The sequence below is a fragment of the Shewanella putrefaciens genome (genome assembly GCF_016406305.1).
Lineage (GTDB): Bacteria > Pseudomonadota > Gammaproteobacteria > Enterobacterales > Shewanellaceae > Shewanella > Shewanella putrefaciens_C.
In genome coordinates, this window is record NZ_CP066369.1 from 2,192,465 (window position 1) to 2,209,641 (window position 17,177).

Sequence of the window (17,177 nt, forward strand, 5' to 3'; positions counted from 1 at the left end):
AGCTTACAGAATGACCCCTAACTTACTGAATGACCCCTAACTCACGGAATGACCATAGGTACGAGGGCGGACGTAATAGTCGATAAAGGGGGCGCACAGATTCGCCAGTAATACGGCAAAGGCGAAGGCATCAGGATAACCGCCCTTAGTGCGGATGATATAGACCAACACCCCAATCAGGGCGCCGAAAATAAGCCGTCCACGGGGACTGGTTGCCGCGGTAACAGGGTCGGTCGCAATAAAGAATGCGGCTAACATAGTTGCCCCAGAAAATAAGTGGAAAAGGGGATTCGCTTGGGTGTCTGGGGACAGTAAAAAGCCAACACTCGATGCTACAAATAGCCCTAACAATACCCCAGTGCTGATATGCCAGCGGATGGCCTTAAGTTTTAGCAACACGAGGCCGCCGGCGAGATAAGCTAAATTTACCCAGAACCAACCCACGCCAGTACTGCCATCAAAAATGGCTTTGCTCATACTTTCAGTGCTAGTTAATCCCATGGATAAATCGGTTTTTAGGGTATCGAGTGGCGTCGCCATACTGATGCCATCGATCCCTAAACGGAATTGCTCCATATTCACATGGGCGCCCATATTAAAGATAAGTTGCAGGCTATCGAGCAGGCTCGGTGAATGCAGCGCTATGGTACTCGGTGCTATCCAAGTGGTCATTTGTAGGGGGAAAGAAACTAACAGCAGTACATATGCCGCCATGGCTGGGTTAAACAGGTTATGGCCCAAACCGCCGTAGAGGTGTTTGACGATCAGGATGGCAAAGGCTGTGCCCATCACTATCAACCACCAGGGTGCCAGCGGTGGGATGGCGACACCAATTAAGATCGCGGTCAGCATAGCACTATTGTCGCTAAGGCTGGCCTTGATGCTGCGATGACGCAATTTCATCACCGCGGCCTCACAGCTTAGGGCCACAATAATCGCCAGCAGCACTTGAACAAGCGTGCCCCAACCAAAAAAGGCACATTGCACCACAAGGCCGGGCAGTAAACATAAAATCACCCTTTGCATAACCGTCGAGGTATGCAAATTACGGGTAACATGGGGTGATGAGGCTATTTTAAACGCCATTCTGATCCCTTTTATCTAATCTTGAGTCGCTAATCTTTAAGTCGAACATATTTAAATCGCTGATTTTTAAATCATTGATTCTTCCATCACTGATTTTTATATCAACTAAACTATTCATTTGAATCACTCGTCGCATCCGCTTCCCTTGCCACTTTTTTCGCCTTTGCCTTGGCAACGGCCGCCGCTATCCTGGCTTTTTTTAGCGCTTCTGCGTCCTCTGCCGGCAGTATTGCATTGACCTCTAGCACAGTTTGAGTCGCAGCGACTGGTTCTACTGGCGTGTTATCAACTGTGCTATTCGTGTCTGTTACGGCAAGTGTTGAGTCCGCCTGCGCGGCTTTTTTCGCTTTTGCTCGGGCGACTGCAGCAGCGACTCTGGCTTTTTTATCATCCTCAGGACTCAGTGCAGCTGTGCTTGGCTCAGGCTCGGCGACAGGCGTATCCACAGCTTGAGTGTTTGTCGCTTGATCTTCAGATGCTTGAGTCGCTGGCGTGTAGTCTTCGCTTAGGATGCCACTCTGCTGTGCCGCTTTTTTGGCTTTAGCGCGGGCAACGGCCGCGGCGATTTTGGCCTTTTTATCGTCCTCAATGGTCGAGCCTACTGCATTGGGTTCAGTGTGGCTTGCCTCAGTGTGGTTTGCATCCAAGGGTGGCGTTTCACTCGCGTTAGCACTCTGCTGTGCCGCTTTCTTGGCTTTAGCACGGGCAACGGCTGCGGCGACTTTATCCTTTTGCGATAATGGTGCTGGGCTGTTAGCCTCGGCTGCGGCGTCAGTGGCATCGCTGGCATTAACAGAACTGGCACTAACAGAACTGGTATTAGTAGAACTGGTCGTTACTGAGCTGGTATCAGCATTGGCCTGTGCGGCCTTTTTCGCCTTAGCGCGGGCGATGGCGGCGGCAACGGCGGCCTTTTCCTTCGGCACTTCAGCGGTTACTGCGGCGGGTGCGATTGGAGTGTCACTGGATGCCTGCGCAGCGGCGGCTTTTTTGGCGGCGATACGTGCCATCGCCTCGGCGACGGCATTTTTATCTGTGCCCGTCATAGTGGCTTGTCGCCGCTCGGCGGCTTCTTTGGCTTTAGCTTCCCGGGCGAGTTTTTCTTCCTCTAGGCGATGTAAGCGTGCTTCGAAGCGATGCTTAGCCCGTTCAGCCTGCTGCTTTTCATCGGCGGCTTGTTTGAGTGCCGATTTTGCGATGCGGTAGTATTCCACGAGGGGAATATCACTTGGACACACATAGCTACAACAACCGCATTCAATACAATCCTTTAGATTGTAACTCGCGGCTTTGTCATATTCTTCGGCTTTGGCATGCCAAAACAGTTGCTGGGGTAACAGCAGTGCAGGGCAGGCATTGGCACATTCGCCGCAGCGGATACAGGCTTTTTCTTCTGGCGTCGTGCCAATCTCTTGGCTACTCGGCACTAAAATACAGTTAGTACCCTTTAAAATCGGCACTTGGATGGTCGGCAGTGCATGGCCCATCATAGGCCCGCCAATAATGACCTTTTGCTGCGGCTCTGGCTTAAACTCGGTGGTGCTGAGCACGTGCTCAACGGGTGTACCGATGGGCAACCAATAATTGCCGGGTTTAGCGACATTTTGCCCTGTGACGGTAACTACCCGCTCAATCAGCGGTTTACCTTGAATGACTGCTTGATGAATGGCAAAAGCGGTACCGACATTATGTACGACTATCCCAAGTTTGGCGGGGATCGCCCCCGAAGGTACTTCGCGGCCGGTGATGATCTGAATCAGCTGTTTTTCACCGCCCGAGGGATATTTAGTCGGGATAACCGTTACTCGCACTGTGCCTGCAGGAATTGAGCTCTGCTTGACCGCCTGCTGCATAGCGCTAATGGCTTCGGGTTTATTGTCCTCGATGGCGATAACGATGCGTTTTGGCGTTAATAAGCGATAAATGATGTCTATGCCTGCCAAAATATCCTGGCTGTATTCGCGCATTAATCTGTCATCGGCACTGATGTAGGGTTCACACTCGACACCGTTGATGATGACTAAATCGATTTCACTGACGGGATTGAGTTTGATATGGCTCGGAAACGCTGCGCCGCCCATGCCTGCAATGCCAGCGGCATGGATTTTCTCGATGATCTGTTGATCGCTCAGGCCTTCAAGCTCGCTTGGGGCTAACTCGCACCAGGTATCTTTACCATCGGCGGCAATCACGCAGGTATTGACCGGCAGTGCTGAGGCATGATTACTGGCCCTAGGCTCAATGGCAATCACAGTGCCTGAGGTGGGCGCATGAACTGGCAAATGCCAAATAGAAGTGCCATGGGTTAATGGCGTGCCCTTTAGTACTTTATCGCCGACCTTCACCGCAAGGGTGCAGTTTTCGCCGACCTGTGGCACAGGCACTAAATATTCCTGGGCTAAGGGCAACTGTCCTATCGGCGTCGTGTTGGAGAGGAATTTGACTTCGGGGGGATGAATACCGCCGGGTGAGCGCCAAAGGGTTCCTTTATCTAATTGATCTAATAAAGTTAGCACCGCTTATCCTCTCTTTTCTTCGTGCTGGCTCTCTTGGATAAGAGTCACGGGAATCGCATTTAAACGCCAATTCCAGTTTTTCAAATTCTGGGTCACAGGGATCATATCAATACAATCGACGGGGCAGGGCTCAACGCAGAGATCACACCCTGTGCAATCTGTGGTGAGCACGGTATGCATTAATTTGCCCGCACCTATAATGGCGTCGACGGGACAAGCCTGAATACATTTAGTGCAACCAATACATTCATCTTCGCGGATGTAGGCCACTTTTTTAACCTGAGACTGTGCTTCGGCATTGAGCGGCTCGGGATCAACGCCCATCAGGCTGGCCAGTTTTTCCATGGTGGCAGTGCCGCCTGGAGGACATTTATTGATTTTATCGCCATTGGCTATGGCTTCAGCGTAGGGGCGACAGCCGGGGTAACCACATTGACCACATTGGGTCTGTGGCAAAATGGCTTCTAGTTCATCGACAATGGGATTGCCTTCAACCTTAAATTTAAGGGCGGCAAAACCGAGTAACACCCCAAAGACCAAGGCCAGTAGGGTCAACAATATGACTGCAATTACAATGGTGGACATCTTACTTAACCAATCCTGTAAATCCCATAAAGGCCAGCGACATCAGGCCCGCGGTGATCATGGCAATGGCGCCGCCCTTAAAGGGTAAGGGCACATCTGCGGCGGCTAAGCGTTCACGCATAGCCGAGAAGAGAATTAACACTAAAGAGAAGCCCACCGCCGCACCAAAACCGTAGATAGCCGATTGAATAAAATCGTGTTTTTCGTTCACGTTAAGCAGGGCGACACCCAATACCGCGCAGTTTGTCGTGATAAGCGGTAAATAAATACCGAGGGCACGGTGCAGCGTCACACTGGTTTTTTGAACGACCATTTCAGTAAATTGCACGACAACGGCAATCACTAAAATAAAACTCATAGTGCGCAAATAGCTCAGATCAAAGGGGAGTAATAGGTATTGATTCACGAGATAACTGAGTATCGAGGCTAAGGTCAACACAAAAGTGGTGGCCATAGACATACCAATCGCGGACTCCAACTTACTGGAGACCCCCATGAAAGGACATAAACCTAAGAATTTCACTAAAACGAAATTGTTGACCAGTACAGTGCTGATCAACAACAGGAGATATTCACTCATCTCAATACTTGTCTAAACGGATCTTGGCGGTATTATCGACTTTTCCGTTTGTATAAACAACATATAGAATGCAGGGTTAACCATCTTTACTGTAAATATTGGCGATGAATTAACCGAGTGTTCGCTTAAACATGATCGCTAATCGTTAACGCTTGGGGCTGGGCAATATAATAGCCCTGTAGCCCATCGATTAAGAGTTTTTCGAGGGTTAATTTTTCCTCCTGACGTTCGACACTGGTCGCTATCACGCGAATGCCAATACGTCTGGCGACATCCACCATCATGCGCACGAAGAATTTATTATTGTTATCTTCATCAATGGCGTTGGAATAGCTGCCATCGAGCTTAATGTAGTCTGGACGCACCTCGTGGAAGAATTTGAAGGAGGTGAAGCTCATGCCAAAACGCTCGATGGAGACCCTAGCACCCACACTGTGAACTTCACGGACAAATTTGAAACTGGCCCCTAAATTGGCCTGCAGACCCGACTCGTTGATCTCAAATACCAAACGTGAAGCGATAGATTTATGCTTGCCTAAAATATCTTTTAGCCAGCCAACAAACAGTTCTTGATGGGCTGAAAACGCACTTATATTGATGCCAAAATTGCCGCTGATGCTCGGGTTTTCCTTAAGCATTTTTAATGTGCTGATCACCACTAATTTATCTAATTCCGTACTTAAGCCGTGGCGTTCGGCCATGGCAATCACTGTGGTAGTTGGCAAAAATTTGCCTTCACTATTATAGAAACGGGCCAACAGCTCGCGGTAAACCTCAACATCGTTGCGACAGGGCTGGATCGGCTGTTGATAGAATCTTAAGGCTTGGCGATCGATGAGATCCAGGATCGCCAGCTTCCAACGGTCATCGCCAAACTGCTCATCACCGTTGAGTTTTTCTTGAATATGATAGCAATTGGGCCCCAAGGTTTGGGCAATACTCACCGCAGTATCGACAAGGGTGAGTAGGGTAACGGGATTGGCCCCTTGCTGATAGGGAACTAAGCCGGTGTGCGCCGTGGACTCGGTCTTGATGAGCAACTGATATTCATCGAGAAAAATTTTGAGCTGTTCTAAAAACTTTGGCCCATCTTTTAGCACAACATCGGGAATGAATACGGCAAAATCGGCGCTCGAAATCCGAAAACATTCGGCATCTGGGTATTTCGAACAGGCCTTACGAATACAATTCGCCACGTTAGATAAATATTCATCCCCTGCGGTGCGCCCCTGTAACTGGTTAACATGGGCAAGTTCAGTGGCCTTTACCATCGCCAGTAGACCCAATTGGGGCACGCTGGGCTGACTAATGCTCTCTAATTTACTGGTGAACGGTGGGCGACTACCAAAACCGGTAATAGGATCTTGATAGGCGGCCCTATGGAGTTTTTCGTTTTCTTGGGTGAGCTTATCTAATTGGGTTTTAAGTTGAGTACGACATTCTTCTAACGCCAACTTTATCGGACTCATCTCACCGGAGAGTTTGGATGTGGCAATGGCGGAAAAACTCATATCTGGAAGATGGGAAATATACTGGGCGGCATAACCAATAGCGGCTTTCATCCTCGCCATTAACACCATAAAAATAACGAGCAACATCAAATAAGTCACTAGGAGTACTAGGCCAAATGTCTCTGTATTGCTAATAGCCTCTTCGATGGCTTGATTGGCGCTGAGTTTGACCTGTAAGCGGCCCGTCGCTATTTTTTGGGTATGGGCTAAGTTAAGGGGAAATAAGCCCGCGAGTGGATGGTCATCCTTCGCTGTGAGGCTGCCATCGGTATGATTAAGCTCGCCATCGGTATCATCAACATATTGAAAAAATTGGAAGCTATAGTCGCTCGATAACAGCCGATACAGCTCTGCACCACTACCTTGCCACAGGGCAAAACCGCCAAGATGTTTTTTAAAATCGTCGAGTTCTTGCTGTTGCTGGATTTGTAATTGGCTATTCTGGCTTTGATAAACCCAGCCAAATAGCGCCAAAAAGATCAGTAATAAAAAGACGGGATATGATTTTGACATGGCCATAAAAAATCCGCTCTCAACGTATGCGAGTACAAAGACAGCTGAGCCCTGTGATGCAACTACGCTATCTGTGTGATGACACTCAGAATTTTGGTTAATAAATTGATCACAGTGTAACTGTATTTGTTTTAAAACAGAAATTAAAAGACAATGCAAGGAACTAAAAACAGGGAGGTAAATAGGAGATTATGTGAAAGATTGGCTCCCCTGACTGGACTTGAACCAGTGACATACGGATTAACAGTCCGCCGTTCTACCGACTGAACTACAGGGGAGTAGAGGGTGCGATATTGCTATCGACTTTATAAAACATGACTAACTTAAATGGCTCCCCTGACTGGACTTGAACCAGTGACATACGGATTAACAGTCCGCCGTTCTACCGACTGAACTACAGGGGAATCGAGGTGCGATATTGCTATCGACTTAATAAGCTTGCTTAAAGTGGCTCCCCTGACTGGACTTGAACCAGTGACATACGGATTAACAGTCCGCCGTTCTACCGACTGAACTACAGGGGAATCATTTTAACGCGGCAGTGAGATAGTAAGTGGCTCCCCTGACTGGACTTGAACCAGTGACATACGGATTAACAGTCCGCCGTTCTACCGACTGAACTACAGGGGAATCGTTATTACTCTTACTGCTTGTTCCTACGTACCAACACTCGTTGAAAGTGGCTCCCCTGACTGGACTTGAACCAGTGACATACGGATTAACAGTCCGCCGTTCTACCGACTGAACTACAGGGGAATCGTTTCACACAGTCGTATTGACTCGTTGAGAACGGAGCGCATAGTAAAACGCTCTGTGGGATGAGTCAACTCGAGTTACTAAAAAAAGTGTAATTATGCTGTTAAGTGCTCATCTAATGTGCATCGTGATGTAGAAATCAGCATTTTGATGAAGAAATAACTTAACTTTTCGCAAGATAGCGTTTCTTGCGGTGGATGTTTGTTGGCTTAGGGCGGGTAAAAACAGAGCGGCCTTCGGCCTACTAAAACACTGCACCGCTCGAAGCTAGGCATAAGCATTGAGATTCTAGCGGCTAAAAAGCAGTTTCTTATTATGCTAGGTCGCAGGGTATCGCTATACGATGCTCACCATAGCGTAGAGGGCCTGCTGCATACTCAGTTGGTACTATAAAGTAAGCTTCATTCGAAACGGCTATTTAGCATTCTTGCAAGAGACAGTCAGGAGGCCGTTCGACCTCGCGGAGCTTAATCCACGGCATGATTTTGATCTAAAGGTCATGGATACAAGTAGCAACATTTATCAAATGTAATTAAATTACCAAATGTTGCTTTGGTGTTGTTTAGGGGGCGAGCAGTGCTCAATCCCGCATGGATCCTAGGTTATTTTGACTTATCAACAAAATCTGTGGATAACCCTGTGGGTTGTGCTTTAAAACAGGCGTCAAAGCCTTGTGGTATGGGCGATGGACTTAAATTGCACTATTTTGGTGGCGAAAAAATAAAATCAATAAATCCAATGTTATAGCAAAAGCAACCGCTATTTTATTTGGTCCTTATTTAGGTTGCAATTTTGTAATAGAGTAAAAGCCCACTCTTGTGTATTAAATTGCCATTTCTACTGCGTTTTAGGGTGTTTTTTGGCCAGTTTTAGCCTCAAAAAGCTGTGGTCAAAAAATTTCATTTTCCATCCATAAAATTGTCATCTTGTGACGGTACAGGGAGCCGCTATTAGTATATTGCGCCGATAACTGCTGGAGCTTAATGGGCGACTTGATTAGAATGGGGACGGCTAACCACAAGGATATGTACGAGTGTCAGAATCTGTTTTTCAGCTTGAATCACAATTTGCCCCCGCGGGGGATCAGCCCACAGCTATCGCGAAATTAGTCGATGGTCTAGAGTCGGGGCTGGCTTGCCAAACCTTGCTCGGGGTCACGGGCTCGGGTAAAACCTTCACCATTGCGAATGTGATTGCCAAATTGGGGCGGCCAACCATTATTATGGCGCCGAATAAAACCCTCGCAGCACAGCTTTATGGCGAGATGAAGGAATTCTTCCCCCATAATGCGGTGGAGTATTTCGTCTCCTACTACGACTATTACCAGCCTGAAGCCTATGTGCCTGCATCTAATACCTTTATTGAGAAAGATGCCTCTGTGAATGCCCATATTGAGCAGATGCGGCTCTCGGCAACTAAGGCGCTGCTAGAACGTAAAGATGTGGTACTGATCGCCTCTGTCTCGGCCATCTACGGTTTGGGGGATCCCGATTCTTATCTCAAAATGCTCCTGCATCTTCGCCAAGGCGATACCATGGGGCAGCGGGATATTCTTAAGCGGTTGAGTGAACTGCAATACACCCGCAACGATATTGAATTGCAGCGCGGTACTTTCCGCGTCCGTGGCGAAGTGATTGATATTTTCCCCGCAGATTCCGATCGTTATGCCATTCGCGTCGAGTTATTTGACGATGAAATTGAGCGTTTAAGTGAATTTGATCCCTTAACGGGGCAGATCATCAAACGCATTGCCCGCACCACGGTTTATCCTAAGACCCACTATGTGACCCCGCGGGAAAAAATTATCGCTGCCACTGAGTTCATTAAAGAAGAACTGCGCGAGCGTAAGCAGTATCTACTCGATAACAATAAGTTAATTGAAGCCCAGCGTATTCATGAGCGAGTGCAATACGATGTGGAGATGATGGTCGAGCTGGGTTATTGCTCCGGCATCGAAAACTACTCCCGTTATTTGTCGGGCCGAGCCCCGGGCGAAGGGCCGCCAACACTACTGGATTATTTGCCTGCCGATGGCTTGCTGATCATCGATGAATCCCATGTCACAGTGCCGCAAATTGGCGCTATGTATAAAGGGGACCGTTCCCGTAAAACAACCTTGGTGGAATACGGTTTCCGTTTGCCGTCGGCGCTGGACAATCGGCCACTGAAATTTGAAGAGTTTGAGCAGTTGATGCCGCAGACCATCTATGTGTCTGCGACACCTAATCCCTACGAGCTTGAAAAGAGCGGCGGCGAGATTGTTGAGCAGGTCGTTCGTCCGACAGGCCTGTTAGATCCCGAGTTGGAAGTGAGGCCCGTTGGTATACAAGTCGATGATTTATTATCGGAAGTCGCTAAACGTGTCGCCGTGAATGAGCGGGTGTTAGTCACAACGTTAACCAAACGTATGTCGGAGGATCTCACCGAATATCTGGACGAGCACGGGGTAAAAGTGCGCTATTTGCACTCGGATATCGACACGGTCGAGCGAGTCGAGATTATTCGCGATCTGCGTTTAGGCAAGTTCGATGTGCTGGTTGGGATTAACCTGCTGCGTGAGGGCTTAGACATGCCAGAGGTCTCCTTAGTCTGTATTTTGGATGCCGATAAGGAAGGTTTCCTGCGCTCCGAGCGTTCGCTTATTCAGACCATTGGCCGCGCCGCTCGAAATGTGAATGGCAAAGTGATCCTCTATGCGGACCGCATTACCAACTCTATGGCAAAGGCGATGGGTGAGACTGAGCGGCGCCGTGAACGGCAGCGTGCCCATAACTTGAAACACGGAATTGTGCCTAAAGGGGTGGTGAAACGGATCACCGATGTGATGGATGTCGATGATGGCCGTGATAGTCAAGCGGTTTATGGCAGAGTAGCCGAGTCAAAACCTAAACATTATCATGCAGATGCTGCACAATTAAGTCACGATATCGATAAGCTAGAAAAGAAAATGCATGAACATGCCCGCAATTTAGAATTCGAGCAGGCGGCAGCCGTGCGCGATGAAGTCAAACGCTTAAGGGAATTATTAATCACCGCCTAAGAGCTTTGAAACTGAGCAAAAGGTGAAGCGTGATCCATAACAGCGTAAAAAGCCGCTTTCCAATAGGGAGGCGGCTCTTTCATCGGCTGATTTTATGTTGCATGTAACCTTGCCATGCAGCGCTGCCAAGTTATTTTGCCACTTGAAGTGTCCATTTCCCGGCGAGGTACACGCCAAGCGCGCAGATCAGGCCGCAGATCAAACCCACCAAGTGTGACTCAGTGGCAACCCGTGCTCCTATCATGGCAGTCACATCGGTGCTGGCACCATAAAATTGTTCATGGCCCACTTTAACCATCACGCCTAAGAGTAAAAGATAACCCGAGCGCATACGACACTGAATATCTCGCACCGCACCATAGGCAAATAGGCCGTGCAGCATGCCGCTTAAGCCGACATAACCCAGCAGCTGCGGATACCCAAGGTATAAACCTAGGCCCTCGAGCAAACACAATAGGGCAAATAAACCACTTAAGCCTTTAACGCGGTAGTGGAAGTGGTGCAAAAAGAGCACAATCCACAGCCCCGCAAGGTTCATCAAGAGGTGCCAATGGTTGGTATGCAGTAGGTTCCCAGTAACGAGCCGCCACCATTGGCCATCTGCAATGGCACTGCGTCGATAGGCCAATAGTTCATCGATAGTGGGCGTAGCTAGGCCGGCAACGTACAAGCCGGCACAGAGTAAACTGACGACCAATGCAACCCAGTAGGGGCCAAGTTTCACGCTTGTGGCTCGACTTTTTCATTGGTGCTTGCAAGCGAAGCCATAATATCGGCTTGATTTTGCAAATAATCATCTAGGCCGCGCTGGCGTAAATGGCAGGCTGGACAATCGCCGCAACCATCGCCTATCACGCCGTTATAGCAGGTGAGTGTATGGTGACGCACCAGATCGAGCTGTTGATATTTATCCGCCAGCGCCCAGGTTTGCGCCTTATTAAGCCACATCAGCGGGGTGACTATTTGAAGTTTTTTGTCCATCCCCTGTACTAGGGCCGACTCCATGGCTTTGACAAAATCGTTGCGGCAATCTGGATAGCCAGAAAAGTCGGTTTCGCACACGCCAGTGATAATGGCATCGGCACCCAACTGGTAGGCGTAAATGCCCGCTAGGGTTAAAAACAGAATATTGCGCCCGGGCACAAAGGTATTAGGTAGGCCATTTTCCATTAATTCGTGTGAAACGGGGATCGCATCGCGGGTGAGGGCCGATATAGCTAACTCATTGAGTAAACTCACATCCATCACTTTATGGCTGGTGATGTTTAGACGTTTTGCGAGGGATTTCGCGACTTCAATCTCTTCGCGGTGACGTTGGCCATAGTCGAAGGTGATCCCATGGACTTCATCATATTGGGTAAGGGCTTGAATAAGACAGGTGGTTGAATCTTGTCCACCACTGAATACCACGACAGCCTTTGATACCGCCGCTGTTGACCCTAACGCGTTTGCGCCTAATTTGCTTGCCATAAACCGATCACCGTTCACTGAACTGAACACAAAAAAAGAGGCCGCTAGTGTAACTCAGGCATTAGGCCTTGAAAACTCTTTGCTCCCAGCGCCGCGCCTGAGTTTGCAGTGTAAAAACTTGCAGCTTGGCTTAAAATCCTCTATAAATGCCGCCCCAGAAAAATGGAACGCCAGCATGAACTATCCCGTCAACGAAGTCTTTGAAACCATTCAAGGTGAAGGTGTCTTTACCGGAGTGCCCGCCATATTTGTGCGCCTACAGGGTTGCCCCGTGGGATGCGCTTGGTGCGATACTAAACAGACTTGGGATGTCCTTGAGGCCAATAAAGTTGCGCCAGAACAAGTGATTACTGTGGACGGCACCGTTGGCCGCTGGGCAAATCATAGCGCCCAGAGCCTTATCACGGCCTTTAATGCTAAGGGGTTTACCGCGCGCCATATAGTGATCACCGGCGGCGAGCCTTGTATGTACGATTTACGCGACTTGACCGAAACCTTGCATAGCTTTGGCTTTGCCACCCAAATTGAAACCAGCGGCACCTTTGAAGTACTCTGCGACGACAGCACTTGGGTCACGGTTTCACCTAAGGTGAATATGAAGGGCGGTTATCCAGTCTTGCCACAGGCCCTTAATCGCGCCAATGAAATTAAGCATCCTATCGCCACTGAGAAACACTTAGATGAGCTAGATGAACTATTGAAAGATATCGATATTTCATCCAAAACCATCTGCCTGCAGCCGATTAGCCAAAAGCCCAGAGCGACGGAACTGGCGATGAAAACCTGCATCGCCCGCAATTGGCGTTTATCTATCCAAACCCATAAGTATTTAAATATCGATTGATGCCAAAGCGTTAGCCTGGATCTATAAAAAACGCGCCATACATATGGGGCGTTTTTTTATATTAAACCCTGGCTGGGACTAAAAATATTTGTGAGTAGGGCTGGTTCAATGGAGCCGTATTCTAATACGTTAATTTAGTTAGATTAAGATGATGGCGGAAGATTGGCGGTTCTACTGCTGCAGCGCTAAGCATTAAATAGAGCGCTAGGCAATAAACTAGAGATAAAGGTAATAAAATCGAGAACAAAAATAGATTAAAAAACGAGGACTAGGGGACAAACTAAAGCGAGAATACATTTACTAGATGGTAAGAAATGGTGGAGGGAGAAGGATTCGAACCTTCGAAGGCTGAGCCGTCAGATTTACAGTCTGATCCCTTTGGCCACTCGGGAACCCCTCCACAAAACTTTCTTTTACAAACGCTTAAACATTTGGCCGTGTTTAAGTTTACCGCAGATTTAACTTATATCACTTCAATCAAAGTCACACATGACGATTGGGACAAGATGGTGGAGGGAGAAGGATTCGAACCTTCGAAGGCTGAGCCGTCAGATTTACAGTCTGATCCCTTTGGCCACTCGGGAACCCCTCCACGAATATCTCAACAAATATCTCAATCGTGCCGTACTAACTTCAGTGCAAATGGTGGAGGGAGAAGGATTCGAACCTTCGAAGGCTGAGCCGTCAGATTTACAGTCTGATCCCTTTGGCCACTCGGGAACCCCTCCTCAATTGCGGCCGCCATAGTAGTCAGAAACCTTTTGCATGTAAAGGGCCAAAATAAAAATTTTCCTAAAGTTATGTCTCAACTGGTCGATTAACTAACAACGAATTGTTTTAATGATGTTTTTTTATGCATATTGATGTTCCTTTAGTCAACGAAGCCCAAATCGGCACCCGCTTAAATGCGGCGATAGAACACAACAGGCGAGGAGAGTTCGCCCTGTTGTTGTCTTTGTTGTCGGCCGACGCTCGGGACATGGCGCAGTTTCAATGGCAAAAAGAGCTTGATACGGCACAAAAATTACAACGTCAGTTTGAACTCCCGCCCAAACAGCCCTTATTGGCGGATTTATCCCTAGGTGAACCTATAGTCGATAATAGCCCGCTTTTTAATCAGGCTGGGGCGAGGGCATTTCAATTACAACAGGCGATATGTCCAGAGGCCTTGGTTATCCGTGGTGGAGAATCGATGGCGATGGCCGAAGTGCTTAGTAACTGCGACTTGACCACTCAATTACGTCAACGTGGGCAACTCACATCCCCTAAGATAGATATTATGCATTTTGCCGATCAATTAGCGATCCAGCGTAATTTAGTTCCCCTATTAGCTACTGCTTAAGGGATAAAGCCATTAAGAGATAAAGTCATTAAGAAATAAAGTCACCTTAAATCGCCATTAGTGGCATTTATTAACATAATGCATCTGACAAGCGTGAGCTAAACCTGAGTCTGTCTAGCCTAAATTGCCTATAATAGTGGGCAAATTATCCCACGCTTGCAGGCCTAATCCTCTAAACGGATTGCTGACTTAGCCTAGCGTGAACACTTTGGCTCTAAAGAGGAATATTCAATGAAAGGTATTATTGCGGCGCAGGCCCACACAGTGAATGACACATGCACAGATTGCGGTAGCTTTGTCGATATTGGCGCCGTCATCGATGAACACGATACCCTGTTAGAATTGCAGTTTAACGGCGTTAACGCCCAAAGTGATGCCGACGCGATGGCCAACCGAGCTAAGGCGCGTTTTAGCCAAACCCATGCAAAGACGGTGCCGACGGATTCTGGCGTGAGTTTGCAGTTAACCTTTGATGTCAGTGCCGAAAAGATGATTTTTCAGTTAGAAAATGGTCTGTAATTGCGCCTATCGCTATGATGCAATAGTGATTTAATTTGTAATTAAATATGCTCGATATTGCTGTGTTGAACGAAGATAGTGTAATCTGCTTCGACAAAAAATAAGCATATATTGGCTCAATTAATGCGCTTTTCCCGATAGAGTGCATTAGTCGCAGCAGTACAGTAGTTACCCAACACGAAGTTTTGTAGGGATCAGCGTGAAGCGACGTCAACATCAGCATTTATTGGAGTCTTTAGTACATTCGGCGGCTAAACAGCAGGGCGATTTTACTAAGACCGCAGAGTTAGCGACAGAGTTGTTGTGCCAGAATTTAGCGGTGTCCTTAGTGTCGGTATGGCTATTTTCCACCGATCAGCAAACCCAATCTTTGGTCGCTCAATTTGGATCTATGATGTTGCAAGAGGTACATAGACCCCAATTGCTCAAGGATTGCCCCCATTATCTGCAGGAACTCAAAAACCACCGTCATATCGATGCGGGTAATACCTTAGTCGACCCGCGCTTAAGTGAGTTGGCTGGGGTTTATTTTGAACCAAGGCAAGTGCTCTCTAGCCTCGATGTTGGGATCCGCATCAATGGCCACCTTGAAGGCGTACTCTGCATCGAACGCGCCCACTTAACTCACCATTGGCACGACAGTGAAATTCACCTCGCTTGCCAAATGGCCGACCAATTAGCCCTCACCTTAGCCACTAAATACACCTACGATAAAGAAGAGCGCCTTAGCCTCTTTCGTTGTGCAACCGAGCAATCGCGGCAAATGAGTATGTTGATCAATCTGCATACGGAAAAGGTCGAATACGTTAACCAAGCCCATGCAGATATTACCGGTGTGTTGCGGGATAAGAGCATAGGTTCGAATCTGCGGGAACTTGCAATATTTAAGCAGCACAGTGAACTGGCCGAGCACACCCTTGCACAAATTTACCGTGGGGAGCAGGCTAAGGGGGAAGTGCAGTTTAACCGTGTCGACGGTAGCCGTTATTGGCTTAAATTTGTTGTTAGTCAGTTTATTACCGACCGTGGCAACCACTACGCCTTAGTGTCGGGGGAAGAAAGTACCGATGAACACAATTATAAGGCGGAACTCGAGCGTTTAGCCTGGCGCTGCAGCTTGACGGGGCTCCATAATCGTAGTCATTTCAATCGAGTGTTAGAACGCACGACGCAGGGGCTGCTGCTGCTCGTCGATCTGGTTGGGTTTAAGCGTTTTAACGACACCTACGGCCATGATAATGGCGACAGTCTATTAATTGAAATCGGGCGGCGCTTAAAACATTTTTCTGAGGTCAATAAAGCCACTGAAATTGCCCGAGTCGGGAGCGATGAATTTGCCGTGTTACTGACGGACAGCCAGGCCGTCTATGATCTCGACTATTTCAGTACGCGTTTATATCAACATTTAGCCATGCCTATATTGATCGGGCGCGAGCAAATAGAGCCTAAACCCGCTTTAGCCGTGGTCGATATTGCCTCCGTGGCTAATTTATTTGCACCTTTGACCTGCGCAGATATTGCAGTGCAATATGCGAAAAAGAAAAAGGGCACCGCAATTCAAGTATTTAACAGCACATTACTCAGTGCTTTTAAGGAAGATGCGCAAATTGAGCGTGATCTGCACAGTGCCATTCGTGGGCGGCAGTTTGAGCTTTATTATCAACCCCTAAGGGATCTTGAGCAGCAAACCTACATAGGTGCCGAGGCGTTGATCCGTTGGCATCACCCGAAAAAAGGGGTGCTTTACCCTGGGGCATTTATCGATATCGCCGAGCAGTCGGGGATGATTAACGCGATTGGTAGTTGGGTGCTTGAGGCGGCTTGCCGGCAGTTAAACCTTTGGCAGCACCATAATCCCGATCTGAGCATGCATGTGAATGTGTCTGCGCGGCAATTCTTTAGTGGCAATTTGTACGAACAGGTGTGGCAATTGCTGACTCGTTACCGCTTGAAGCCTAAAACCTTGATCCTCGAAATTACTGAAACAGAGTTAATGGGCGATATTCGCCATGCAACTATACTGTGCCAAGAGTTAGCCGAGTTAGGTGTTGGATTGGCTATCGACGATTTTGGGACAGGCTACAGTTCGATGCGTTACTTAAAACAGTTCCCGATCAGTAAGTTGAAAATCGACCGCTCCTTTATCTCCGATCTAACAATAAGCCGCGAGAGCCGTGAAATTGTGTCCGCGATTATCGCTATGGCGAGCGCGCTGAATATTTCGTTAACGGCAGAGGGGGTTGAAACCTCGGAGCAGGAGGACTTTTTGGCCAAGAGTCTATGCCATCAGGCACAGGGGTATTTGTACAGTCCTGCACTGCGAGAGCCAGAGTTTGCCCAGTTTTTATTGTCGGCGAAAAGCACACCTATGGTGACGCACTAACTATTCGCCCCAACTTCGCCGAAACACAAGCT

The 17,177-nt window shown here is 48.1% G+C and carries 12 protein-coding genes and 8 tRNA genes; 5 read left to right on the forward strand and 15 right to left on the reverse strand.

Going from position 1 to position 17,177, the window contains the following annotated elements:
• Positions 1-36: 36 nt before the first annotated feature.
• From rsxD to JFT56_RS09515, 10 genes are all read right to left on the reverse strand, one after another.
• Complete coding sequence (gene rsxD / locus JFT56_RS09470) at positions 37-1,086, reverse strand: electron transport complex subunit RsxD (RefSeq protein WP_198783370.1); 1,050 nt, start codon at positions 1,084-1,086, stop codon at positions 37-39.
• A gap of 110 nt (positions 1,087-1,196) precedes the next feature.
• On the reverse strand, positions 1,197-3,602 hold the full coding sequence (gene rsxC, locus JFT56_RS09475) for an electron transport complex subunit RsxC (protein ID WP_198783371.1): 2,406 nt from the start codon (positions 3,600-3,602) through the stop codon (positions 1,197-1,199).
• A gap of 3 nt (positions 3,603-3,605) precedes the next feature.
• Positions 3,606-4,187: an electron transport complex subunit RsxB gene (rsxB, locus tag JFT56_RS09480; RefSeq protein ID WP_198783372.1), complete on the reverse strand. Its 582-nt coding sequence runs from the start codon at positions 4,185-4,187 to the stop codon at positions 3,606-3,608.
• A gap of 1 nt (position 4,188) precedes the next feature.
• Entirely contained in the window at positions 4,189-4,767 is a 579-nt protein-coding gene (rsxA, locus tag JFT56_RS09485) for an electron transport complex subunit RsxA (protein WP_198783373.1), read from the reverse strand.
• Between the two features lie 125 nt (positions 4,768-4,892).
• Positions 4,893-6,797 carry a GGDEF domain-containing protein gene (locus JFT56_RS09490; protein ID WP_198783374.1) on the reverse strand — a complete coding sequence of 635 codons (1,905 nt, stop codon included), beginning with the start codon at positions 6,795-6,797 and terminating at the stop codon, positions 4,893-4,895.
• Positions 6,798-6,993: 196 nt separating this feature from the next.
• Positions 6,994-7,069 (reverse strand) — tRNA-Asn (locus JFT56_RS09495).
• 50 nt (positions 7,070-7,119) lie between these two features.
• Positions 7,120-7,195 (reverse strand) — tRNA-Asn (locus tag JFT56_RS09500).
• A gap of 44 nt (positions 7,196-7,239) precedes the next feature.
• Positions 7,240-7,315, reverse strand: a tRNA-Asn gene (locus JFT56_RS09505).
• 30 nt (positions 7,316-7,345) lie between these two features.
• Positions 7,346-7,421 (reverse strand) — tRNA-Asn (locus JFT56_RS09510).
• A 50-nt stretch (positions 7,422-7,471) separates the two neighbouring features.
• Positions 7,472-7,547 (reverse strand) — tRNA-Asn (locus tag JFT56_RS09515).
• A 1,033-nt stretch (positions 7,548-8,580) separates the two neighbouring features.
• On the opposite strand from JFT56_RS09515, the gene uvrB reads away from it, so the two are divergent.
• A complete protein-coding gene (uvrB, locus tag JFT56_RS09520) occupies positions 8,581-10,587 on the forward strand; it encodes an excinuclease ABC subunit UvrB (protein WP_198783375.1) in 2,007 nt (668 codons plus the stop codon).
• 130 nt (positions 10,588-10,717) lie between these two features.
• Here uvrB and rrtA read toward each other — a convergent pair whose 3' ends face one another.
• A complete protein-coding gene (gene rrtA / locus JFT56_RS09525; RefSeq protein ID WP_198783376.1) occupies positions 10,718-11,311 on the reverse strand; it encodes a rhombosortase in 594 nt (197 codons plus the stop codon).
• Positions 11,308-12,057: a 7-cyano-7-deazaguanine synthase QueC gene (gene queC / locus JFT56_RS09530; protein WP_198783377.1), complete on the reverse strand. Its 750-nt coding sequence runs from the start codon at positions 12,055-12,057 to the stop codon at positions 11,308-11,310. The genes rrtA and queC overlap by 4 nt, the downstream gene beginning before the upstream one ends.
• Before the next feature lie 175 nt (positions 12,058-12,232).
• Between queC and queE the strand changes: the two genes are divergently transcribed.
• A complete protein-coding gene (gene queE, locus JFT56_RS09535; RefSeq protein WP_198783378.1) occupies positions 12,233-12,901 on the forward strand; it encodes a 7-carboxy-7-deazaguanine synthase QueE in 669 nt (222 codons plus the stop codon).
• Positions 12,902-13,216: 315 nt separating this feature from the next.
• Here queE and JFT56_RS09540 read toward each other — a convergent pair.
• From JFT56_RS09540 to JFT56_RS09550, 3 genes are all read right to left on the reverse strand, one after another.
• Positions 13,217-13,301: transfer RNA gene (locus JFT56_RS09540), tRNA-Tyr, on the reverse strand.
• A gap of 107 nt (positions 13,302-13,408) precedes the next feature.
• Positions 13,409-13,493 (reverse strand) — tRNA-Tyr (locus tag JFT56_RS09545).
• Between the two features lie 51 nt (positions 13,494-13,544).
• Positions 13,545-13,629 (reverse strand) — tRNA-Tyr (locus JFT56_RS09550).
• Between the two features lie 125 nt (positions 13,630-13,754).
• Between JFT56_RS09550 and JFT56_RS09555 the strand changes: the two genes are divergently transcribed.
• From JFT56_RS09555 to JFT56_RS09565, 3 genes are all read left to right on the forward strand, one after another.
• Positions 13,755-14,243 carry a VC2046/SO_2500 family protein gene (locus JFT56_RS09555; protein WP_198783379.1) on the forward strand — a complete coding sequence of 163 codons (489 nt, stop codon included), beginning with the start codon at positions 13,755-13,757 and terminating at the stop codon, positions 14,241-14,243.
• A 231-nt stretch (positions 14,244-14,474) separates the two neighbouring features.
• A complete protein-coding gene (locus JFT56_RS09560) occupies positions 14,475-14,762 on the forward strand; it encodes a DUF406 family protein (protein ID WP_198783380.1) in 288 nt (95 codons plus the stop codon).
• A gap of 199 nt (positions 14,763-14,961) precedes the next feature.
• The gene (locus JFT56_RS09565; protein WP_198783381.1) at positions 14,962-17,145 is read left to right on the forward strand and encodes a GGDEF domain-containing phosphodiesterase; all 2,184 of its coding nucleotides are present in this window, start codon (positions 14,962-14,964) and stop codon (positions 17,143-17,145) included.
• Positions 17,146-17,177: the final 32 nt, after the last annotated feature.